Origin of the sequence: Bartonella occidentalis, from assembly GCF_037070875.1 — a bacterium.
Classification (GTDB): domain Bacteria; phylum Pseudomonadota; class Alphaproteobacteria; order Rhizobiales; family Rhizobiaceae; genus Bartonella.
On record NZ_JAYMZJ010000002.1, the window covers coordinates 253,685 to 278,095 of the forward strand.

Here is a 24,411-nt window from a genome sequence, read left to right on the forward strand (position 1 = left end):
ATTATTCTACCTAATGATTTTAAAAATCTATATTATCTTTCTATTGTACGAGTAAACATATTAACCCAATTCTTTATAGACAACAATGGATATTAATTGCTTTAAATATGAAAATTTATCTTAAGATTGTTTTGTTTTTTGAGTTATCAAGCACATGACAAAAATCTTAATTAGTGAATTATGAGCGATTTCATCATTAAACAACACAATCGCTGTACTCTAAACTGCTAGATTAAATACAATAAAATACTAAATATTAGATTAATTTTATGGAATAAAATACTCATGAATCTCCGCAATAACATTGCCATCACACCAGAATTAATTGCACAACACGGCCTAAAAAATGATGAATATCAACATATTTTAACCTTAATTGGTAGAGAGCCAACATTTACTGAACTCGGCATTTTTTCTGCGATGTGGAACGAACATTGCTCTTATAAATCATCTAAAAAATGGCTCAAAACTTTACCAACAAAGGGAAAATGCGTTATTCAAGGGCCGGGTGAAAATGCTGGTGTTGTTGATATTGGTAAAGGGCAATGCGTGGTTTTCAAGATGGAAAGCCATAACCACCCTTCTTACATTGAACCTTATCAAGGTGCAGCAACAGGTGTTGGTGGTATTTTACGTGATGTCTTTACTATGGGAGCCCGTCCCATCGCAGCTATGAACTCATTGCGATTTGGAGATCCTAGTCACCCCAAAACACGCCACCTTGTCTCTGGTGTTGTTTCTGGAATTGGTGGTTATAGCAATGCCTTTGGTGTTCCAACGGTTGGTGGAGAAGTAAATTTTGATAAACGTTATAATGGAAATATCCTTGTTAACGCTTTTGTAGCCGGTATAGCAAAAACGGATTCTATTTTTTATTCCAAAGCAAAAGGAGTAGGACTTCCGGTTGTTTATCTTGGAGCTAAAACAGGACGTGATGGCGTTGGTGGAGCAACGATGGCTTCCGCCGAGTTTGACGATTCAATCAGTGAAAAACGCCCAACTGTTCAAGTAGGAGATCCTTTTACTGAGAAATGCCTTCTTGAAGCTTGTTTAGAATTAATGGAATTGGGAGCTGTCGTTGCTATTCAGGATATGGGTGCTGCAGGATTAACATCCTCTGCAGTTGAAATGGGTGCAAAAGGAAATCTAGGAATAAAGCTTAATCTTGATAAAGTACCTGTTCGTGAAGAGAACATGACAGCTTATGAAATGATGCTTTCTGAAAGCCAAGAACGCATGCTCATGGTTCTTAAACCAGAATTAGAAAAACAAGCTGCTGCAATTTTTCATAAGTGGGGTCTTCATTTTTCTGTTATCGGAAAAACAACAGATGATTTACGTTTCCGTGTATTTCATAGAGAAGAAGAAGTCGTCAATCTCCCAATTAAAGAACTCGGTGATGAAGCACCTATTTACGATCGTCCTTGGATAGAGCCTGCTAAAAAACCTTTTATTAAAGTAGAAAATATTGAAAAAGTCGACAATTTTTCCGATGTACTCCTTACATTATTAAATTCTGCTGATCAGAGTTCACGAAGATGGGTTTATGAACAATATGATACACTGATACAAGGAAATAGTCTTGTCCCCCCTGGAGGTGATGCAGGGATTATCCGTGTCAGCAATAACGATAAACGTGCCCTCGCCTTTTCTTCTGATGTAACACCTCGTTATTGTGAAGCTGATCCTTATGAAGGAGGGAAACAAGCTGTTGCAGAATGCTGGCGCAACATCAGTATTACAGGTGCAAAACCGCTGGCAGCTACCGATAACCTTAATTTTGGCAATCCTGAAAAACCTGAAATTATGGGACAATTGGTTTTTGCCATTAAAGGTATAGGTGAAGCTTGTAGAATTCTCGACTTCCCTATCGTTTCGGGTAATGTTTCTCTTTACAATGAGACTAACGGAGAAGCAATCCTACCTACACCTACAATAGCTGGTGTAGGACTTCTTGATGATTGGTCTAAAATGGTAACAATCAGCGGTATGCAAAATAAAGATAGTGTTATTTTGATTGGGGCTTGCGGATCACACTTAGGACAATCAATTTATGCGCGAAACATTTTAAATATTGAAGAAGGCGCACCACCTCATGTAGATCTACAGCTTGAAAAGAAACATGGACAATTTGTTCGAGATATTATTAATCGTGATTTTGTTCATGCTGCTCATGACCTCTCTGATGGAGGACTCGCAATTGCTCTTGCAGAAATGGTAATTAAAGCAGGTAAAGGAGTTAAAGCACAGTTAAGTAACACATTCCCGCATCATGCTGAGCTTTTTGGCGAAGATCAAGGGCGCTACCTTTTAGCTATTAACCCCCATGCACTCAATGATTTTAAGAATTTAGCACGGATAAATGAAATTCCTTTTACAGAACTTGGTACAGTTGAAGGTGATGCACTTGATATAAAAGGGATACTAAAACTTTCAGTATCAGAACTCACAGAAGCTTATGAAAGCTGGTTTCCAAAGTTTATGAGTGAAAATAAATAATTATCCTTTTTTATCAGCTATATGCTATTTTACAGGAATAATAAAAATATGTAGGAGAATAAATATGGCAATGAGTGCTCATGCAATTGAAGCCTTAATTCGTGAAAGTATTCCTGATGCAAAAGTTATAATTCGTGACCTTGCTGGCGATGGTGAACATTATGCTGCAGAAGTTATTTCAAACAGTTTTCGAGGAAAAAGCCGTATTCAGCAACACAGAATGGTTTATGATGCCCTTCAAGGAAATATGGGAGACGCACTACATGCTTTAGCACTTCAAACCAGTATCCCAAATGATTTTTAAATTTCTTCTTGCATTCATTCTATAAATACGATTTAAAGGTGGTTTGAATGTAAGTGCGTGCTTCAAAATCCACGATATTGGGGAATGATAATGACTGTTACTCATGATTTTATTGACAAAGAAATTAAGACGAATGATGTCGTTTTATTCATGAAAGGAACACCTAGTTCTCCGCAATGTGGGTTTTCCGGACAAGTCGTTCAAATTTTAGAATATTTAGGATTAGATTATAAGGGAATTGATATCCTAGTTTCAAATGAATTACGTCAGGGAATAAAAGATTACTCGAATTGGCCGACAATTCCACAGCTCTATATTAAAGGTGAGTTTATTGGTGGTTGCGATATTATTAAAGAAATGTTTCAAAGTAATGAATTGCAAAAACTTCTAAAAGAAAATGGTATTTCCTTTAATAGCCTATAAATTATTTCTGATCTATTTTAGACTTTTATAAAGAATTTTTCAGCCTAATCTTTTACTTGTAAAGGGTAAATATGCTACGTTCAATCGATGAGCAAAAACACATAGATGCGATCAAAAAAAAGATTGGATATAAAGAGTTTGTTATTGTCCTTGCATCGCTTATGATAATTAACTCTATAGCTATTGATATTATCCTACCAGCTATGCCTTCTATTTTAGAAACTTTACATATCACTAATGGAAATTATCAGAACTACATTATTTCTTGTTACCTTATTAGTTATGGTTTCACACAAATATTTTTTGGCCCTATAAGCGATCGTTATGGACGACGCAAACTTATTCTCATTGGTCTTGCTTGTTACTCATTTGCGTCTATTGGCTGTGCATTTGTATCAAATTTGCCTATATTACTTGTTCTACGCGTTTTACAAGGTATAGGGGGGGCAGCGATGCGTGTCATAACGGTTTCTATTATACGCGACCTCTATAGCGGTAGAAAAATGGCAGAAGTTATATCTATAGTCATGATGGTTTTTCTGATTGCACCAATGATTGGACCCGCAACAGGGCAAATGATCTTATTATTAGGGCATTGGCAACTTATTTTTATATTCATGGCCGTTATTGGCTTTGGACTCATGATTTGGATTTATTTACGTTTACCTGAAACCCTTCATGTACAGCGATCTCTTTCTTTTTCATCTATAAAAGAGAATCTTACGTTAGTTATAACTACTCGTTCTAGTCTTGGTTATACCCTTGCGGCTTCAATTATCTTAGGCTGTATTTTTATTACCATTAATACATCGCAACAAATTTATGGCGGCATTTATAATTTAGGATTCTGGTTTCCCATTGCTTTTGCAATTAGTGCTGCATGTGAAGTTATAGCATGTCTTTTAAACTCTCTATTCGTTGGACGTTTTGGGATGCGACGTATCTCCCACAGTATGCTCCTCTTATTTTGTGTTGTTTCATGTGTGTGGTTTGTTGGTTCAATTTTTTCAGATGGCGTTATTGCTTTTCCTTTTTACATGCTATTATACTGCATATTAATGTTCGCATGCGGAGGCATGTTGGCAAACTTTAATACACTTTCTCTTGAACCTTTAGGAGACATTGCTGGAACTGCATCTTCCGTATCTGGGTTTCTTCAAAGCTCCATTGGTGCAAGTCTTTCCTTTTTTGTTGCACAACAATTCGATGAAACAACAATCCCCAATTCAGCAGGTTTTTTCTTCCTAAGTCTTATTGCAATACTGCTTGTTTTATGGGCAGAGCGCGGGCACATCTTCATACAGCGTAATGCAAAATAAACATGGTCACGAAAAATTACGAAGAACTTTACTCAATAAAATAAAATCGAAGTATGTTACTATTTATGCTTTGCATTTTAACATATTAATTGGTGAATTTTCCTGATTTTGGGAATCCTTTAGGAACTAACCGCCCTATTCCAGCACGCATACCTATCCATTCAGTAAGCTCATCAGCTTGACGGTTAAAATTACGTTCAGCTGCATCTTGCCAATCCAACCCTTCTGATAAATTAAAAGTCTTAGCATCGCAAATACCACCGTCTCTATATCTTTGTAAACGCACTCCCTTACCACGATTCATTTCTGGTATTGCTTGAATAGAAAAAATCAGCATCTTGCGATTTTCTCCAACGACTGCAATATGATCACCTTCTACTAAAACGCAAAGCTTAACCTTATCAGGAAGCTTTACATTCATCACTTGCTTTCCCTTTCGCGTATTAGAAATCACTTCCGCTTCAGGAACAATAAAACCGTTTCCATAAGATGAAACTAAAAGCCGTTTTTCCTGAGCATTATGCACGAAAGCTGTAAGGATATCATCTCCATCATCCATATCAATCAAAATACGAATTGGCTCACCATGCCCCCTACCTCCAGGTAAAATATTTGCGTTAATTGTATAAAACCTCCCACTTGTACTTATCATAACAATCTTATCTGTAGTAAATGCTGGAAATGCTAACTTCAAATAATCCCCTGCTTTAAAAGAGAGTGTTTTGTAGTCGCTTAAATGACCTTTTAAAGCACGCATCCAACCTTTTTCAGAAATAACAATAGTCACAGGCTCTTTTTCAATCATAGCTTGATGAATTTCATTAACATCATATCTCGGTGCATTTTCAAATGTTGTACGTCTTTTTCCTAAAAAGGTTTCTGGATCAAAAATTTTACGGGCTTTTATTATTTCTTCTGAAATCGCCTTCCATTGCTCCGTATTGGAATCTAATAAATTTTGTAATTTTACTTTTTCAGTCTCAAGAGTTTCAAATTCCTTTCGAATTTCAAATTCTTCAAGCTTCCGTAAAGAACGTAACCGCATATTGAGAATAGCTTCAGCTTGATTGTCCGTTAACTTAAAAGATACAATCAGTTTTTTTTTGGGCTCATTTTCTTCACGAATAATTTTGATTACTTCATCAAGATTTAAATATGTGATAAGATAACCCTGTAAAATCTCTAACCGACAATCAATTTCGTCAAGACGATAAGTAGAACGTCGAAGAAGTACTTCTTGACGATGTTCAAGCCATTGTCGCAAACTTTCACGCAAAGAGAGAACATTCGGTACTTTTCCCAAAGATAACACATTAAGATTCAGAGGAAACCTTATTTCAAAATCGGTTAATTTAAAAAGGGATTCCATGAGAAGATCAGGATCAACAGTACGATTTTTAGGAACAAGCACAATACGAATATCTTCCGCAGATTCATCACGGATATCCTCAAGCATTGGAAATTTTCGTGCAAGAAGTAACTCTGCAGTTTTTTCAATGAGACGTGATTTTTGAATCTGATATGGAATTTCAGTCACAATGATAACGTAAGAACCACGATTACCAGTTTCCTGATGCCAGCGTGAACGCAATCGAAAAAAACCACGCCCTGTACGATAAGATTCTTCAATGCTCTTTTTAGGTTCGACTAAAATACCACCTGTTGGGAAATCAGGTCCAAGCACAAACTGATTTAACTCTTCATCACTTGCATTAGGATAAGCAATTAAATGCAGCGCCGCATCACATAATTCAGCAGCATTATGTGGAGGAATAGACGTTGCCATACCAACTGCAATCCCTGATGAACCATTGGCTAAAAGATTAGGAAAAGCACTAGGTAAAACAACAGGCTCCTCATCTTCTTCATTGTAAGTTAAACGAAAATCAACAACATTTTCATTAATACCTTCAAGAAGCAAAGCAGCCACTTCAGTCATACGTGCTTCTGTATAACGCATAGCAGCAGCATTATCACCATCAATATTACCAAAATTACCTTGTCCATCAATCAATGGATAACGTACCGCAAAACTTTGAGATAAACGCACAAGTGCATCATAAATAGACGCATCACCATGAGGATGAAACTTTCCCATTACATCCCCAACAATCCGCGCACACTTAGCATAAGACTGTCCAGGATGAAGTTTAAGTAAACGCATCGCATGAATGATACGCCGATGCACAGGTTTTAACCCATCCCGTACATCAGGTAATGCACGGTGAGTGATAGTAGAAAGCGCATAAGATAAATATCGCTCTTGTAATGCAGAGCGTAACTCTATTTGCTTAATCTGTTCTTTATCAAAAGGTAAACTCATTTTATCAGACATAGTATTAAGGCAAAAATTTTCAAAATAATAATCAGCTATTTCATAAAATTTCTCATGCGCGATATTTTATTAATTGACTACTTTTGTTAAAAATCAAATATATAAAAATAAACATTGTGATTTAAACACGAACAAACAATTATATCAATTTGAAAATTTATACGCTCACATGAGTATTAATTTTAATAGTACAAATAAACTCTTAATGTACTATAGTAAAAATAGTTTTTAAAATATATATTAAAACAAATTTTAATATATTATATTTTTAATAAATAAATAAATAGTATAATATATTAAAAAATAATTATAAACCAAATATACATGTATATATATTTTAATAATATTTATGACATAAATTTTTATATGAAAAACTTATAAAAAACATAAATTATATAAACATAAAAACTATAAAAATAAGTTATTGTCATAAATAATTCATGACAATACAAATATTAATAACAGTCAATATTTAATATATAAGAATATTTTAAATAAAAAATATATCTAAACTTATTATAATAAATATATACAATAATGTAATCTGAAAGCGCCAAAGATTTCTACATGTAAAAATAGCGTTCATACCCTATCATAGACTAACTTTATCAACAATTTTTTTTAGTAGGAGCAATTCTGATCCCTAAATCATGCAATTGTACAGTAGAAACATCAGATGGAGAACTCATTAAAAGATCAAGAGCTTGCTGATTCATAGGAAATAAAGCAACTTCACGTAAATTTTTTACTCCTAATAAAAGCATAATAATACGATCAACTCCAGCCGCCATACCACCATGTGGCGGAGCTCCATAATGAAATGCACGATAAAGAGCACCAAAACGGTTTTCGACTACTTCTTTAGAAAAGCCTGCGAGATCAAAAACCTTAAGCATCATTTCTGGGGAGTGATTACGAATTCCACCCGATGCAATTTCATAACCATTGCAAACAAGGTCAAATTGAAAAGCCTTAAGAGTAAGAGGATCTTGACAATCAAGAGCATTTTCTCCTCCCTGCGGCATAGAAAAAGGATTATGCGCAAAATCAAGCTTTTTTTCATCTTCATTCCATTCAAAAAATGGAAAATCAATAATCCACGCTAAAGAAAAACACTCCCGATCAATGAGATTTAATTCTTCCCCTATCCGTGTACGCGCTAATCCTGCAAAAGGTAAAAACTTCTTCGGATTTCCAGCAACAAAAAAACAAGCATCACCACTTTCAAGCCCAAGCTGTGCACGAATAGCTTCAGTTCTTTGCTCGCCAATATTTTTTGCAATAGGACCAGCCCCTTCAAATTTTCCTTCTTCTTCACGCCAAAAAATATAACCAAGCCCTGGCTGTCCCTCACTTTGCGCCCATACATTCATACGGTCACAAAAAGCACGACTTCCACCTGTCTGAGCTGGAATAGCCCATACTTTTGCATTCTCATCATTAGCTAAAATCTGTGCAAAAACTTTAAAACCAGAATCATAAAAATGCTGAGAAACATCCTCCATAATAATTGAATTACGCAAATCAGGTTTATCAGAACCATATTTCTGCATTGCGTCAGCATAAGAAATGCGAGGAAAGCTTTGTGTAACAGACTTGCCATTTGCAAATTCTCCAAAAATAGAACGCATAATAGGCTCCATCGTTGCAAAAATATCCTCTTGCTCAACAAAACTCATTTCAACATCTAATTGATAAAACTCACCTGGAAGACGATCTGCCCGTGGATCTTCATCTCTAAAACACGGAGCAATTTGAAAATAACGATCGAAACCAGACATCATCAACAATTGTTTGTATTGCTGAGGTGCCTGTGGCAATGCGTAAAACTTCCCCTGATGAATACGACTTGGAATCAAAAAATCGCGCGCCCCTTCCGGTGATGATGCAGTCAAAAGTGGTGTAGTAAATTCTGCAAAACCATTATCTTGCATATATCGTCTAATGGCAGTGATAATTTCAGTGCGACGCATTATATTCTTGTGCATAGTTTCCCGACGTAAATCAAGAAAACGGTATTTCAATCGAATATCTTCTGGGTAATCAGGTTCACCAAAAACGGGTAAGGGCAACTCATCGGACTTTGAAAGAATTTCCACTTCTTTCAAAAAGATTTCAATTTCACCTGTCGGGAGAGCCGTATTAATAACCTCATCAGCGCGCGCACGCACTTCTCCATCTATACGAATCACCCACTCAGAACGCACTTTCTCAATCACTTTAAAAGACGGTGAAGTCGGATTAACAACGACTTGTGTGATTCCAAAATGATCACGTAAATCTATAAAAAGAATTCCGCCATGATCGCGAACACGATGAACCCATCCAGAAAGACGAACCTGTGTTCCTACATCACATTTACGGAGAGCAGCGCAATTATGACTGCGGTAACGATGCATAATGTTTACCTTTTATAATATTTCACATGCGCTACAAACGCTTTTTAGAAGCTATTTGTCAAGATATGACAACAAAGACTCAAAAAAAATATAATATAATAAAAGGTAAATTTAATGTATCTAACTATAATAAAATAATGAAATCTATTAAATAAATATTGAATATGATAGCAAAAACTCAAAAAATATAAATTCAATTTATCTGGTTATGAATAAAGTGATGAAACTAATTACAAAAACAGCAGATCTTGAAAATGCTATCGCAATTTTACGTACCTCAGATTTTGTAGCGGTAGATACAGAATTCATCCGTGAAACAACTTTTTGGCCTCAATTATGTTTAATCCAAATTGCATCACCAAATATTACAACGCTGATTGATCCAATTTCAAAAGATATTGATTTACAACCATTTTTTAATTTAATGGTAGATGAAAAAGTTGTCAAAGTTTTTCACGCTGCACGCCAAGATATCGAAACCATTTATCATCTTGGGGGTGTCATTCCCTACCCTCTCTTTGACACACAAGTAGCAGGATCAATCTGCGGATTTGGCGATTCTATCTCCTATGATCAAATTGTACAGCGCTGTACGGGTCATCGCCTTGACAAATCATCACGTTTTACAGACTGGAGTTACCGCCCTCTTTCTGAAAAACAGCTGCTTTATGCACTTTCCGATGTTACATATCTAAGAGACGTTTACCTTTTATTGAAAAAACAGCTAGAAAAAAACAAACGTGCACACTGGATAGAGGACGAAATAACAACCCTTTCAGCACCCGCAACTTATGACTTACCAGAAGATGAAGCATGGAAAAAAGTGAAAGGAAAAGTCAAAAAACCCCGTGAACTTGCTATCTTGCAAAAAATAGCAGCCTGGCGTGAACGCGAAGCACGAAAATATAACATCCCACGTCGGCATATAATGAAAGATGAATGCCTTATAGAAATTGCGACACAACAACCAAAAGATGAATCTGCATTAAAACGTTTGCGTGGCCTTCATAAAAACTGGGATAAGCTATCAATATCGCAAACGTTAATCAAAGCTATCCACGAAGGCTTAGAAGTAGATGTGACTACTTTACCTATTCTTCCTAAGCACAATCCCATTAATGATACAACAACTGCAGCAATCGATCTTCTGAAAGTACTTCTAAAACTTGTAGCGAATGAAAACGGCATTGCACCTAAAATTATTGCAACATCCAATGATTTAGAAAAAATTGCAAATGGCAATACAAAACAAAATATTCCTGCTATGAATGGTTGGCGCTATGAAATATTTGGTCAAAAAGCTGAACAAATGTTAAAAGGACAGATAGGGTTTTATTTTAGCAATGGAAAAATAAATACTAAACAGCTTTAAATTTAAAAAAAATCTAATTATTGGTATTATGAAATTAATAAAACAAAAACATTGTAAATAAGGCTATTTACCGTGTTAGTATACAAATCGCTTAGAATAAAAAATATTAAAATTTTACAATATCTTATACTCTAAGAAACTCGCTATAATCTTTATTTTTTTGCAGCAACTACGCTATAGCTCATAGTTAACATATAATGATGATAAAAGAAGAAGTCTACAATATGAAATAATAACACATACAATTAAAACACATAACAACAATAATTAAACATACAAAATAATATTTTATAAATATAAGCAAAAAATCAAAAAATCTCAAAAGAAAGAGGGAGTTTTATTATTTCAGACAATTGTTTCAACCGCCCAAGAGGCCGTTCACCTATCAAGTCAGCATAACGTATAGGAATTTTCAATACGATATGATCTGACTTTTTATGCCAAGATAAATTTGGTAAAACTCCTTCAACTGAAGCGCTAAAAAGATTAGCAATACGCATAACTCCACCAAGAATACGCGCTTTCTCAACTGTATTTCTAGATGCTAATTGAAAAGTGGCTGGAACTTCTTCACCAATCAGCAGACCTGTATTGCGAAAAAAGACAGCCAGTGCAACATAGATACGCCCATCATGAGAAATTCCTGGATAAGATCCTAGCGCTATCTGATTAGCGGCTTCATTTCCTCGATAATCTGGATGTATACGCCAACCTATATCAGCAAGGAGACAAGCAGCTTTACGGTAACGACATTCATTTTCAGTTTCTAAAACCCCAAAAGACTTAAACGCATTGGTAGTAAAATCAATGAGTTCTTCTGCCTGCCTTGGTGAACGCGCCCGTAAAATAGCCATTTCCGTACATGCTGCAATTAAAGGATCAGATATACGAACCGCTTGCGGTAAAAGTGAATAGAGAAAGCCTTCACGTACTCCAGTACCAGAAAAAATTATTTTTTCAAAACCCATACATTGAATAAGTTCAATAAGAATAATCGCCCCATAAGATAAAAGCTGACGACGATTTTTTGAAATAGCTGAAATTCCTTTTATATCATCAATATTGCCACTTGCGACAAGACTCAAAAAACGTTTCATCTCAACTGCATCAACTTCATAGCCGTGCATAACAGGGAGAGGATAGTGTTTAGTTACCATATGCAGCTTTGCTAAATTACGCCAAGTCCCTCCTACTGCATAAAAATAACGTGCTGCTCCTTTACGCACGATAGGAGCTTTACTAAGCTTTTCATGAACAATCTTTGCTGCTACAGAAATATTATCATTTGACATATACTGTAACCATAAGCCACCTAATGGAAGAGTTATTCCCTCACCTACATCAGAATCATAAATGTCAATAAGTTCAAGGCTTCCACCACCAAGATCACCAGAAATACCTTTTGGTTTATAAAAGGCAGAGATAACCCCATACGCTGAATAAACAGCCTCTTCACTTCCCGAAAGAAGATATATTTTATTCTGAAGGATATTTTCAGCATCTTTAATAAAAGACGCTCCATTTTTTGCTTCTCGCGCTGCAGCTGTTGCTAAAGTATAAACTTTATCTGCTTCGATTTGTTGACAAAGCGCACGAAACCGTTTCAGTGTTCGCAACGCCATTTCGATTGATTTTTTTTCTAAAAGCCCAGTCTCTGCAACACCTTGGCCAAGACCGCAAAGAATTTTTTCATTAAACAAAACCGTTGGTGAACGGACAAGACCTTCATAAACAACAAGTCGAACAGAATTAGAACCAATATCTATAACAGCTACAGGTTTACGCCCTTTTAGCCGACCTTGAGCATTTATACATATCATTGGAGTTCAGTCTTTATACACTTCGTTTAACCCGCTGCCGATGCAATGCAACCAAATGCGAAATAGAAGATCCAAAAGATTTTTCCCACCCTGAAAGACCTGCATTAGTCATAAAATACTCCTGCGCACTAAACAGACTCCTATTTTTTTGTGGTGTTATGCGTTTTGATGTTCCATCGCTTAGTATAGCAAAGCTTTGTTGATTATCAATGATATTAGCCAACATAATTTGCAAAAGAATTTGCTGACGAACCGTTTTATTAAAAACTGGAACTAATATTTCAATACGATGGTCAAGATTACGAGGCATCATATCAGCAGATCCAAAATACACCAGTGCATTCTCATTCGGTAAATCTTCACCATTACCAAAACAAAAAATACGACTATGCTCAAGAAAACGTCCAACTATTGATTTTACACGAATATTATCTGAAATCCCTGAAATACCAGGACGCAAACAACATATACCACGCACAATCAGATCGATCTGTACACCTGCTTGACTGGCACGGTATAAAGCATCAATAATTTCAGGATCAACTAATGAATTAACTTTCATCCAAATAGCGGCAAATCGTCCTTGTTGAGCGTTAATAATCTCTTCTTCTATATGTTTTAAAATACGATCACGCAGTGTTAAAGGCGAAAATGCAATTTTCATTGTTTCATTTGGACGCTCATACTTAGCCATATAATTGAAAAGCAATGCAACATCATACCCAATATCATCATCAGTAGTAAAAAAAGAAAGATCGGTATAGGTTTTTGCATTAATTGGATGATAGTTACCGGTTCCAAGATGAACATAAGAACGGTAGTATTGTCCTTCTCGCCTTACGACAAGCGACATTTTAGCATGGGTTTTTAATGCAATAAATCCAAAAAAGACTTGAACGCCTGCACGTTCAAGATCACGCGCCCAACGAATATTAGCCTCCTCATCAAAGCGTGCTTTCAGCTCTACCAAAGCAACTACTGACTTACCTTGCTCGGCAGCATCAATCAAAGCGCTAACGATTGGACTATCATTCGATGTGCGATAAAGCGTTTGTTTAATTTCAACGACATCAGGATCTCCAGCAGCCTGACGTAAAAATTGTATAACAACATCAAATGATTCATAAGGATGATGTATTACAATATCTTTTTCACGAATAGCAGCAAAGCAATCACCATCATATTCACGAATACATTCAGGAAAACGAGGATTATAAGGGACAAACTTCAAGTCATCACGTGGAATAGCAGCAATTTCTGAGATCGCATTAAGAGCCAATAATCCATCTAGAATATTTACATGATCTTCAGGAACAGAAAATCCATCCATTATACACTGGCGTAAATTTTTAGGCATTTTCGCATCAAATTCAATTCGAATAACCTGCCCACGACGACGCCTTTTAAGAGCAGTCTCAAAAAAGCTAACAAGATCTTCAGCTTCTTCTTCCACCTCAATATCGCTATCACGGATAACTCTAAATATTCCCAACCCATTAACTTCATCAATAGGAAATAAGCGATGAATAAAAAGGCTAATAACATTTTCAAATGCTACAAAACGAAAATGATTGCCTTTTTGAGGGAGAAGAACAAAACGATTCAAAGTATTTGGTACACGCAATAACATCACTACAGGATGTTTAGCACCGCGTCGCAATAAATGAAGCGCTACAGAAAGACTTAAATTAGGAATAAACGGAAAAGGATGAACGGGATCAATAGACAAGAATGTTAAAGCAGGAAAAATTTTCTCAAAAAAATGCTCTTCAAGCCATAATTTTTCAATTTTAGACAGTTCATTAGAATCTACAATTTCAATATTATTCTGTTTTAGTTCATAACGTAAAGTACATAATTCTTGCTGTTGATTGGCCTGCAAATGCGAAATTTCAGCTAATACAAGATCCAACTGCTCTTGCGGTGTGTGTCCATCTGCACTGCATTTTGTAATTCCCGCACGAATTTGAGCCACAAGACCAGCAACACGCACCATCGAAAACTCGTCAAGGTTAGCTGCTGAAATTGAAAGAAACCTTACTCGCTCTAATAAAGGATACTTTGAGTTAGAAGCTTGCATCAACACGCGATTATTAAATTGTAACCATGAAAACTCTCGGTTAACAAACCGTGCTGGATTTTTCATCGTTATATCCTGCATAAAAACCTGATCTGTCACCTGCTGTGTCATATATTCTAGTTGGTCTTCCTTTATATGTTCATAAATTTTTATAGGTAAATATCCCACATCATGCTTTATAATATTTTATAGTGAACCAAATACCAATAACTAGTTTTTCTTTTATATCATTTATATTTTCTATCTTAAAACAATTAAAACATTCCCATTCTCAAATTATCTTAATAATCCACCTTGCATTGTAATAAGTTTTATTACAATGTATAGGCATAGAGTCTAATTATACCTTATCAAGTAATTTATTCAGAGCTTATATATCATGGCTGATTATGACATCCCCCATTTCCAAAATGATCATGGATATAAAATAATTGAAATTGGTGTAAAAGAATTTATGTGTGTAGGAGCCACACAACCGTTTGATCACCCCCATATTTTTATTGATATGGGATCAGCTAACGAAAAGATTTGTCCTTATTGTTCAACGCTTTATCGATACAATTCCTCATTATCACACAATCAAACGAAACCAGCAGGATGTCTATATCATCCCAATAGTTCGCTATAATGCAGTTTCTGCTTTTTCAATATGAAATGGCCAATAGATCAGTCACCAATCATCGTCGGAGCAGGTATTGCTGGCTTGAGTTCTGCTTTGGCACTTGCTCATAAAGGGATAGGCAGTACCGTTTTAGAAAAATGCAAACACCTAGATACTGTAGGAGCTGGTATACAACTCACTCCCAATGCAACGTGCATTCTTGCTCACTGGGGAATTCTCGACAAACTCATTAAAATAGGTATAACGCCGCATTTTCTTGAAATAAAAGATGGAATATCTTTAAAAACATGCTTGCACATTGATCTCCTCAAAATATCAGAAAAAAAATGGAAAGCTCCTTATATTACAATTCATCGAGCAGACTTACAAAAAGTTTTGTACAATGCTGTTATAGAAAATCCTCTTATTAAATATAAAACAGGTGAAACGGTTATATCGTCTGCTCAAACCACAATTAGCAGCATTAATATAAAAACAGTAAAAACAGATACATTAACTGAAACACCCCAATATCAATTTTATTCAACCCCTCTGCTTATTGGATGCGACGGAGTTTGGTCAACACTGCGCCAATTGGCTCCTTTTTATGAAAAGGCTGATTTTAGTGGCTTTATCGCTTGGCGTGCAACAGCAGAATTTGAAAATATTCCCAAGAATCTTCGTTCTTTGTTCAGCGATATGAAAACAATCACTGTTTGGATGGGGCCAAAAAATCATCTTGTTGTCTATCCCATTAAATCATCAGCAAAAATATTTAATTTTGTAGCTATCACTCATGGCAAAAATACAAAAAAAGAATGGAATCAAAAAGGAGAAAAAGAAAAACTCAAATCTCTTTTTAAAAACTGGAATTGCAAAATTTCACAAATTTTTGATTGTATTGATGAATGGAGCTATTGGCCACTTTTTCAGATGAAACATGATCGTTTTATAGGTTTAGAAAGACAAGTGTTTGTTGGTGATTGCTCACACGCAGCCTTACCTTTTGCAGCGCAAGGTGCAGCTATGGCAATAGAAGATGCGGCTACATTGGCAAAAACACTCTCTATTAAAGACTTTTCACTCATTGAATCTCTTTTGCTTTATAAAGAAACGCGCCATCCCCGTATTAAAGCGGTAAAAAAACGTGGCGATTTTAATAGGATAGTCTATCATGCGACTGGTTCCATAGCAATTGCACGTAATCTCATAATGAAAATCCGTTCACCAGAACGTATGATGTCTGATCTTAACTGGCTTTATATATATGATGCTATGAGCTAAATAATAAAAAATAAGATCGAGACGATATATGTAAAATTTAAATATTTAATCACCTTGAGTCTTCATATCTAGAATAGGATAATTTAAAAACTTTTCTACATTAAGAATCCATTATCATCATTTATTTCAAATAAAAGAAAAGTTTTCCAAATTCAAAAATTTACAATATTATATTCAAAACAAAATATTAAAGACTCTAATATTTAAGTCCTTTAATAAATGGAAGGTTTTATTTTAAAAATGCTTACTTCAACTGCATAAGTACAAATTTAAGTTAACTCCACATCGACAACACCATGAATCATTTTCATAGCATTTGCCACGTGTAAATTGATCTTGTATCTCTTGGAAAGCATAATTTCTACTTCTTGTAATCCACCTTCTTGAATTAAAATAATCTTGACCTTTCCATTACCATTAGGATTTAAATTTTTTTCAATTTGCGGAAGGATATCGGCTGTTTTTATAAAAAGACACATCATTTTATAAAACTGCGATGCCTCTTTTTCCAAGGATTGGACACTTTCAAGTTGCAAACGCAGTCCCTCAGAGCGATTTTCTGCACTCACCGTAACTATAAAAGATTTTCCAGGCTCTAACATATCTTCATAGAGCGAAAGCTCCTCAGAAAAAATAACCGTTTCATATTGCCCACTTGTATCAGATAACTGAATAATCCCCATTTTCTTACCAGATTTTGTTTTACGAATTTGCTTTGCTACAACAGTTCCAGCAAGCCGAACAGTAGTTGCTTCTACTTTTATGTCATTGGAAAAATTAACAAAAGTCTGGATACCTTTTTTTGCAAGAATATCTTGATATTCATCTAAAGGGTGAGCAGAAAAATAAAAACCTATTACTTGAAATTCTCGATAAAGCTTCTCAGATGGTAACCAAGGATCCGCTTCTAATAAAATCAAAGGTTCCTTTAGTCCACCCGTTACCCCAAATATATCAGTCTGTCCACTAAAATTGTTCTCTATAATACGAAGTGAACGCGCATGAAGAGTTCCAATATTTTGTAATAAAACTTCACGTGCAATGTTAAAACAATCAAGAGCGCCAGCACAAATCAAGCTTTCCATTGCACGCTTATTGACAATACGAGGATCAATCCGCTCACAAAAATCTTCTATATCCTTAAAAATCTTATCTCCACGGCAAGCGACGATATGATCAACAACTGATTCCCCTACACCCTTAATTGCAGAAAGAGAATAATAAATACAATGTTCACCAACCTCAAAAACGCGATGTGATGTTTGCACGCAAGGTGCAACAATTTTAATGCCTAACCTCAAAGCCTCCCGCCGAAAATCATTCAATTTATCCGTATTCGTCATATCATATGTCATCGAAGCAGCTAAAAATTCAACCGGATAATGTGCTTTCATATAAGCAGTTTGATAAGAAACAATTGCATAAGCAGCAGCATGAGACTTATTAAAACCATAATCTGCAAACTTCGCTAACAGATCAAAGATCATATTAGCCTGATCTTTATCAACACCACCAGAAACAGCTCCCTCCACAAAGCGCGTACGCTGCTGTTGCATTTCTTTATGAATTTTTTTCCCCATTGCTCGACGCAATAAATCCGCCTCTCCCAGTGAATAACCAGAAAGCACCTGAGCAATTTGCATAACCTGTTCTTGATACACAATTACACCTTGTGTCTCTCGAATTAGATGATCTATTTTAGGATGGATAGAAGCTATTTCTTCTTCCCCATGTTTGCGTGCATTGTACGTTGGAATATTCTCCATCGGACCTGGACGATAAAGTGCAAGAAGTGCAATAATATCCTCGATTCTGTCTGGTACCATCCCAATCAATGCTTTACGCATACCAGAACTTTCCACTTGAAATACGCCAACCGTTTCACCACGTGCCATCATGGTATAAGCAGCTTCATCATCCAGAGGGATATGCGACAAATTTATTTTGATACCCTTTCGTGCGACAAAATTTACCGCCATTTTTAAAACAGTAAGTGTTTTCAACCCAAGAAAATCAAACTTTACCAGACCAGCCTGTTCAACATATTTCATGTTAAATTGCGTAATAGGCATATCAGAATGAGTATCACGATACATCGGGACAAGCTCTGATAACGAACGATCACCGATAACAATTCCTGCAGCATGAGTTGATGCATGACGGTAAAGCCCTTCCAACTGAAGCGCTATATCTAATGTGCGTCCAATAACAGGATCCTTTTTCTTTTCTTCTTCAAATTTTGGTTCACCCTTGATGGCATCAGCCAATTCAACTTGTACCCCAGGCGTAGCAGGAACCAATTTTGTAAGATAATCCACTTGACGATAAGGTACCTCTAAAACACGCCCAACATCACGTAACACTGCACGTGCTTGTAATTTACCGAACGTAATAATTTGAGCTACTTGATCATAGCCATATTTTTTTTGAACATAATGAATAACTTCTTCTCGCCTCTCCTGACAAAAGTCGATATCAAAATCTGGCATAGAAACACGATCTGGATTGAGGAAGCGTTCAAATAGAAGAGAAAAGCGTAATGGATCAATATCAGTGATAGTCAATGCATAAGCAACAAGTGAACCAGCGCCCGATCCACGCCCTGGACCAACAGGAATATCATGGCTTTTTGCCCATTTTATAAAATCAGAAACAATAAGAAAATAACCAGAAAATTTCATACGTTTAATAATTGAAACTTCATAATCAAGCCGTTTCTCGTAATCTACAATCGTATATCCTTCTGCCAATCCAATTGTCTCAAGACGAACTTTTAAACCAGCTTTAGCTTGATGTAATAATTCGTTATCCTCTGCTTCTAAAGTAATGTCTAAATTATCAGATTGCTCTATAAAACGAGGCAAAATCGGTTTTCGAATTGGCGTTGCAGTATGACAACGTAATGCAATTTCAACGCTATTTTCTAGCGCTTCTGGCAAATCAGAAAATAATGAAACCATTTCATCTTGTGATTTTAAATAATGATCTGGTGTCACACGTTTACGATCCGGGTTAGAAGCAATTTGTCCTTCTGCAACCGCCATCAACACATCATGCGCTTCATATCCATCCTTATTCAGAAAAAAAGCTTCATTAGTAGCAACAAGGGGAATTTCATGTGCATAAGCCAAATCAATCAGCTCAGATTCTATTTTTCGATCATAAGAGCCATGTCGTTGTAATTCCACATAAAGCCGATCACCAAAAATTTTTTTTAAATAAATTAAGTTCTTAACAGCATGGTCTTTTTTACCTTCTGCCAAAAAAAAATTAATAGGCCCTCCTCTACCACCCGTCAACGCAATAATTCCTTCACTATGCGACGAAAGCAAATCTGCCCTAATATGAGGAAGATCAATATCACGTTTATCAAGATAAGCACGGCTGACAAGACGAACTAAATGAGCATAACCTATCTCACTCGCTGCCAATAAAACAATGGAGAAAAAATCAGAAGGATGGCGCTCATAAAGTAAATGTCTATTATTTTCTTTATCGCCGAAATCAATTGCAAGCTGGCAACCTATAATTGGTTGAATACCATGAGAAAAGCAATGCTGCGAAAACTCCAAAGCACCAAACAAATTATTTGTATCTGTAATAGCAACCGCTGGCATATGATCAGAAATTGTGTGTTGAATAATTTGTGGGATTTTTAAAGCTCCTTCAAGCAATGAATACGCTGAATGCACCCTCAAATGGATAAAACGAGGCAAAGAATTTTTGTCATTTTTTATTTTGCTTTTACTTTCTAACACTTTCACAATTTCCCACCAAACATAAATGCCAAATTACAGCTTTTATCCATCCTATAATATAATAGAGGGCATTTAAACTCATCATATTTAATTTACCAATTCAGCTTCCACATATACAGAAGGTTTTAGTTTCTATATTAGACTTCCATAAAAAAAGTCCCTATAATTACGGTAAATAAACTAACAAAAAAGTAGGCTAAACTTTCTTATGAACTCAAATCTTATTAGTCCTCTTTTTACCTCTATTCGCGCCTTATCAGGAATTAGCCCTAAAATATGTGCCCTACTAGCTAAAGTTCTAAACATTAATCTTACACAACGTGAACCAACTGTTATTGATCTTCTTCATTTAATGCCCCATTCTGTTATAGATCGCAGAATGTGTTCCGGTATTGCTTTCGCACAGGAAGGAAATACTGTTACGCTTGAGATTGTTATCGATTATCATCAGCCTCCACCAACTGGCCGTAATAGGCTGCCTTATAGCGTTATCGCTCATGATCAAACGGGAAAAATAAATTTAGTATTTTTTCATGCCCAACGTCCTTGGTTAAAAAAACAACTACCAGAGGGAAAAAAAGTCATCGTATCAGGTAAAGTTGAGCGATTTAACGGACAACTTTCAATGGTACATCCTGATCATATCGTACCAAGCGAAAAATCAAATCAAATGCCATTGATTGAACCCATTTATCCCTCTACTGCTGGACTATCAACAAAAACGCTAAGGCGTACAATACAAAATGCTCTTGAATATATTCCTCTCTTACCTGAATGGATAGAGGAAAGTGTTAAAAAGCAACACAATTTCTCTTCTTTTCCTGTTGCTTTACGCCGCATCCATGATCCCATAGATCCTGACGATATAGCTTTAGAGAGCGCAGCACGCAGACGTTTAGCCTATGATGAATTACTATCTTGTCAATTAGCTCTCGGTCTAATGCGTTTAAAAACCAAATCTCTTACAGGGATTTCTCGCCCATCAACAGGGACGTATACTCAAAAACTGCTGAAAGTTTTACCCTTTCAACTTACAAATGGACAAACAAAAGCAATACAAGATATTGCCAATGATCTTGCGGCACCAGAGCCTATGTTAAGACTTCTTCAAGGTGACGTAGGGGCAGGAAAAACTGTAGTAGCACTGATGGCAATAGCACAAATTGCTGAAAATTCAGGCCAGTCTGCTTTAATGGCACCAACGGAAGTTCTTGCCCGACAGCATTTTGCTACAATTGCCCCTCTTGCCGAAAAAATTGGATTACAAACAGCTATTTTAACTGGACGAGAAAAAGGGAAATTGCGCACAAATATTCTAAAGGATATCTTATCAGGCCAAACCTCTATTATCATTGGTACCCATGCACTAATACAAAATAATATTACCTACAATAACCTCGCATTAGCCATTATTGATGAACAACACCGTTTTGGTGTGCAGCAGCGCCTTGCCCTTACAGCAAAAGGGCATAAAGCTGATATGCTGGTGATGACTGCAACCCCTATCCCACGGACATTGGTCTTAACAGCTTTTGGTGATATGGATGTTTCCAAAATTACAGAAAAACCAATTGGACGACAACCGATCACAACAGCAACACTTTCTCTAAAACGTATTAATGAACTTATAGAACGCATTGCGGTTGCAGTTGAAAAAAAAGAAAAACTCTATTGGATTTGTCCTTTAGTAGAAGAATCTACAACTCTTGAACTTACTTCAATTGAAAATCGTTTTAATACTCTTCGTGAACGATTTGGTACACATGTTGGTATGATACATGGGAAAATGTCGACCGATGAGAAAGAAGCAGCAATGACATCTTTTAAATACGGAGAAATATGTATTTTAGTTGCAACCACAGTCATTGAAGTAGGAGTTGATATCCCAGATGCTTCGATCATTATCATCGAACATGCGGAACATTTTGGCCTTTCACAACTACATCAATTGCGTGGACGCGTCGGACGAGGAGAAAAAAAATCTTCCTGTGTTTTGTTGTACAAAGATCCACTAACAAAAATGGCTGCAGCACGCCTTGATATTATACGAAATACAGAAGATGGTTTTAAAATTGCTGAAGAAGACTGGCGGTTACGAGGAGAAGGAGAACTTTTAGGAGTCCGACAATCTGGCGTACCTGATTTTCGCATAGCAAACCTTGCAGTCCATAATGACCTTTTATTAATGGCAAGAAAAAATGCACGTTTATTTTTACAACGTGACGCTGATTTTTCGTCTAAACAAGGACAAGCTTTACGTTTGCTACTCGATCTTTTCAGGCGAGATGATGCCATACGGCTATTACGCGCAGGCTAAAAATAAACAGCACTTCTAATGAGCTTTTACATATCTTATCAACACGTTTTATATATTTCTTTAATTATTTTCATCAGATACTAGATATGTAAAAGGTACCTACAAACAAAAACGCCCCACAGAAAGCATTTAATATTATAAAAAATCACAACACTGATTTTGTAAAACCCTAGCGTAGTACTCAATTTTGGCTAACCACTAAGCCAGACAATCAAGGAGAGTTACACTACTTTTTCAAAAACACTTACGGGTAACCAACAAAACATCATCTTTCGACAATGATAATATAAGAGGACTTATATAAAACTGCTGATTCAATTAAAGACTAAAAAGGCTCTGAACGAGCCTTTTTAGTTTCATTAATATTTTTTTGCTAGCTAGAAATTTTGTTATCTAGCAATAATGAAACGCTCTTCATCAGGAATATACGACTTATCATTCGCAGGAGCCTCAATAGAACCAAAATTCATGTGAGCTCTTAATTTCCATGATGAAGGTATATTCCATATTTCACGCACATCAGAATCAATTACTGGATTATAATGCTGTAAATTAGCTCCCACTCCTTTTTCAGATAAAGCAACCCATACCGCATACTGTGCAATAGCAGAACTATGTTCTGACCAAATAGGAAAATTATCAGCATATGCAGCAAACTGCTCTTGAAGGGAATGAACAACATTCTGGTCTTCAAAGAAAAGAACTGATCCTGCTGCAGCTGCAAAGCCACTTACCTTTTCAGCTATAGACTGAAGTCTGTCTTCAGAAACAGTCTTCTTTAATTTTTCACCAGTCAGTTTCCAAAAATGATCGTGGTGCCCATCAAACAAAATAAGAACTCTTGAACTTTGAGAATTAAACGCAGAGGGAGCTTGTTTTACAGCTTCCTTAATAGTTTCAATAGCCTCATCTTGCGATATCGGTAAATTTTTACCTAATGAATATATAGTTCTACGCTTTTTTGCAATATCCTGAAACATTGACACATCACAATCCCGAATATTCTTAAAATAAAATAATAAAACGTAATCAAATAACTACTTATTATTTAAAGAATAATTTCCTGAACCAGTAATAAACAACAATACAAAACCGCACGCTATACTGATATTTTTATAAAACTGTAACAGTGCATCATGCGCTTCTAAGCCACTCATATGCCAATATGGATGTCCTAAAATACCAGTTCCAATAGTGAATAATGTGAAAATTAATGACACCGGCCTTATATAGTAACCCAAAATAACTGCAATGCTGAAACCTATTTCGACAATTATGGCTATAATAGCTGCAATCATGGGAAAAGGTGCTCCTACATGCGACATATAATTAACTGTACCCTGAAAAGCAGTTAATTTACCCCACCCTGATATTAAAAATAAAATTACAAATATAACTCTTATAATTAAAAGGACTAGATCTTCATATTTTCCAAAAGAAAGTTTTTTCATGTTACACTCACATTCCTATTCATTAAACGCCTCATTGTAAATTTATTTCACATGTATTCAACAAAAAATACTAATTATATGAATTAACGTCACATAACAAAACTATTTAAAGTAATAAATTTTAATAATACTACTATTATTATATTAATAAAATATATTACTAACTACATAATAATATTATATATCATAAAAATATTTAATTTTTATAAATTTACTATTATATTTCAACATATATAGTTGACAAAACTATAAATATATACTGTCAATGAAGATTTTCACTCATCCTAAAATAGTGAACCGATAAAATTGTATCCACTCTTAAAAATTTCAGCCCGAAAATGAAACTAATCCTCCAATCATCACAATCATACAAGGACTGTGCTCTGTATAACCCGCAAAGGTTAGAATAAATACATCACAAAAACCTGAGGATCCCCCCTCAAATTAAA

The 24,411-nt window shown here is 35.7% G+C and carries 15 protein-coding genes; 8 read left to right on the forward strand and 7 right to left on the reverse strand.

Features of this window, described 5'->3' with window-relative positions; genetic code table 11:
* Positions 1 to 285 precede the first annotated feature (285 nt).
* The 4 genes from purL (at position 286) to WCP78_RS04660 (ending at position 4,545) form a co-directional block, all read left to right on the forward strand.
* The gene (gene purL, locus WCP78_RS04645) at positions 286 to 2,499 is read left to right on the forward strand and encodes a phosphoribosylformylglycinamidine synthase subunit PurL (protein WP_336279339.1); all 2,214 of its coding nucleotides are present in this window, start codon (positions 286 to 288) and stop codon (positions 2,497 to 2,499) included.
* Positions 2,500 to 2,563: 64 nt separating this feature from the next.
* Positions 2,564 to 2,803, forward strand: a complete 240-nt coding sequence (locus WCP78_RS04650; RefSeq protein WP_336279340.1) for a BolA/IbaG family iron-sulfur metabolism protein — start codon at positions 2,564 to 2,566, stop codon at positions 2,801 to 2,803.
* A gap of 90 nt (positions 2,804 to 2,893) precedes the next feature.
* Positions 2,894 to 3,226 carry a Grx4 family monothiol glutaredoxin gene (grxD, locus tag WCP78_RS04655; protein ID WP_336279341.1) on the forward strand — a complete coding sequence of 111 codons (333 nt, stop codon included), beginning with the start codon at positions 2,894 to 2,896 and terminating at the stop codon, positions 3,224 to 3,226.
* Between the two features lie 71 nt (positions 3,227 to 3,297).
* The gene (locus tag WCP78_RS04660; protein ID WP_336279342.1) at positions 3,298 to 4,545 is read left to right on the forward strand and encodes a multidrug effflux MFS transporter; all 1,248 of its coding nucleotides are present in this window, start codon (positions 3,298 to 3,300) and stop codon (positions 4,543 to 4,545) included.
* An 85-nt stretch (positions 4,546 to 4,630) separates the two neighbouring features.
* On the opposite strand, the gene parC is transcribed toward WCP78_RS04660, so the two are convergent.
* Together parC and aspS are read right to left on the reverse strand one after the other, a co-directional pair.
* The gene (gene parC, locus WCP78_RS04665; protein ID WP_336279343.1) at positions 4,631 to 6,880 is read right to left on the reverse strand and encodes a DNA topoisomerase IV subunit A; all 2,250 of its coding nucleotides are present in this window, start codon (positions 6,878 to 6,880) and stop codon (positions 4,631 to 4,633) included.
* A gap of 608 nt (positions 6,881 to 7,488) precedes the next feature.
* On the reverse strand, positions 7,489 to 9,279 hold the full coding sequence (gene aspS / locus WCP78_RS04670; RefSeq protein ID WP_336279344.1) for an aspartate--tRNA ligase: 1,791 nt from the start codon (positions 9,277 to 9,279) through the stop codon (positions 7,489 to 7,491).
* A 217-nt stretch (positions 9,280 to 9,496) separates the two neighbouring features.
* Between aspS and rnd the strand changes: the two genes are divergently transcribed.
* Entirely contained in the window at positions 9,497 to 10,651 is a 1,155-nt protein-coding gene (gene rnd, locus WCP78_RS04675; RefSeq protein WP_336279345.1) for a ribonuclease D, read from the forward strand.
* A 308-nt stretch (positions 10,652 to 10,959) separates the two neighbouring features.
* Here the strand turns inward: rnd and ppx are convergent, their stop codons facing one another.
* Complete coding sequence (gene ppx / locus WCP78_RS04680; RefSeq protein ID WP_336279346.1) at positions 10,960 to 12,471, reverse strand: exopolyphosphatase; 1,512 nt, start codon at positions 12,469 to 12,471, stop codon at positions 10,960 to 10,962.
* Positions 12,472 to 12,484: 13 nt separating this feature from the next.
* Positions 12,485 to 14,662: an RNA degradosome polyphosphate kinase gene (locus WCP78_RS04685; protein ID WP_336279347.1), complete on the reverse strand. Its 2,178-nt coding sequence runs from the start codon at positions 14,660 to 14,662 to the stop codon at positions 12,485 to 12,487.
* Positions 14,663 to 14,930: 268 nt separating this feature from the next.
* Between WCP78_RS04685 and WCP78_RS04690 the strand changes: the two genes are divergently transcribed.
* Together WCP78_RS04690 and WCP78_RS04695 are read left to right on the forward strand one after the other, a co-directional pair.
* Positions 14,931 to 15,179 carry a zinc-finger domain-containing protein gene (locus WCP78_RS04690; protein WP_336279348.1) on the forward strand — a complete coding sequence of 83 codons (249 nt, stop codon included), beginning with the start codon at positions 14,931 to 14,933 and terminating at the stop codon, positions 15,177 to 15,179.
* A gap of 33 nt (positions 15,180 to 15,212) precedes the next feature.
* Complete coding sequence (locus WCP78_RS04695) at positions 15,213 to 16,436, forward strand: FAD-binding protein (RefSeq protein WP_336279416.1); 1,224 nt, start codon at positions 15,213 to 15,215, stop codon at positions 16,434 to 16,436.
* A gap of 269 nt (positions 16,437 to 16,705) precedes the next feature.
* On the opposite strand, the gene dnaE is transcribed toward WCP78_RS04695, so the two are convergent.
* Positions 16,706 to 20,194 carry a DNA polymerase III subunit alpha gene (dnaE, locus tag WCP78_RS04700; protein WP_336279349.1) on the reverse strand — a complete coding sequence of 1,163 codons (3,489 nt, stop codon included), beginning with the start codon at positions 20,192 to 20,194 and terminating at the stop codon, positions 16,706 to 16,708.
* Positions 20,195 to 20,402: 208 nt separating this feature from the next.
* Here dnaE and recG point away from each other — a divergent pair, with 208 nt between their 5' ends.
* Entirely contained in the window at positions 20,403 to 22,511 is a 2,109-nt protein-coding gene (recG, locus tag WCP78_RS04705) for an ATP-dependent DNA helicase RecG (RefSeq protein ID WP_336279350.1), read from the forward strand.
* Positions 22,512 to 22,900: 389 nt separating this feature from the next.
* Here the strand turns inward: recG and WCP78_RS04710 are convergent, their stop codons facing one another.
* Both WCP78_RS04710 and WCP78_RS04715 read right to left on the reverse strand, forming a co-directional pair.
* Positions 22,901 to 23,491: a nitroreductase family protein gene (locus tag WCP78_RS04710; RefSeq protein WP_336279351.1), complete on the reverse strand. Its 591-nt coding sequence runs from the start codon at positions 23,489 to 23,491 to the stop codon at positions 22,901 to 22,903.
* Positions 23,492 to 23,548: 57 nt separating this feature from the next.
* Positions 23,549 to 23,962 carry a DoxX family protein gene (locus WCP78_RS04715; protein ID WP_336279352.1) on the reverse strand — a complete coding sequence of 138 codons (414 nt, stop codon included), beginning with the start codon at positions 23,960 to 23,962 and terminating at the stop codon, positions 23,549 to 23,551.
* Positions 23,963 to 24,411 lie beyond the last annotated feature (449 nt).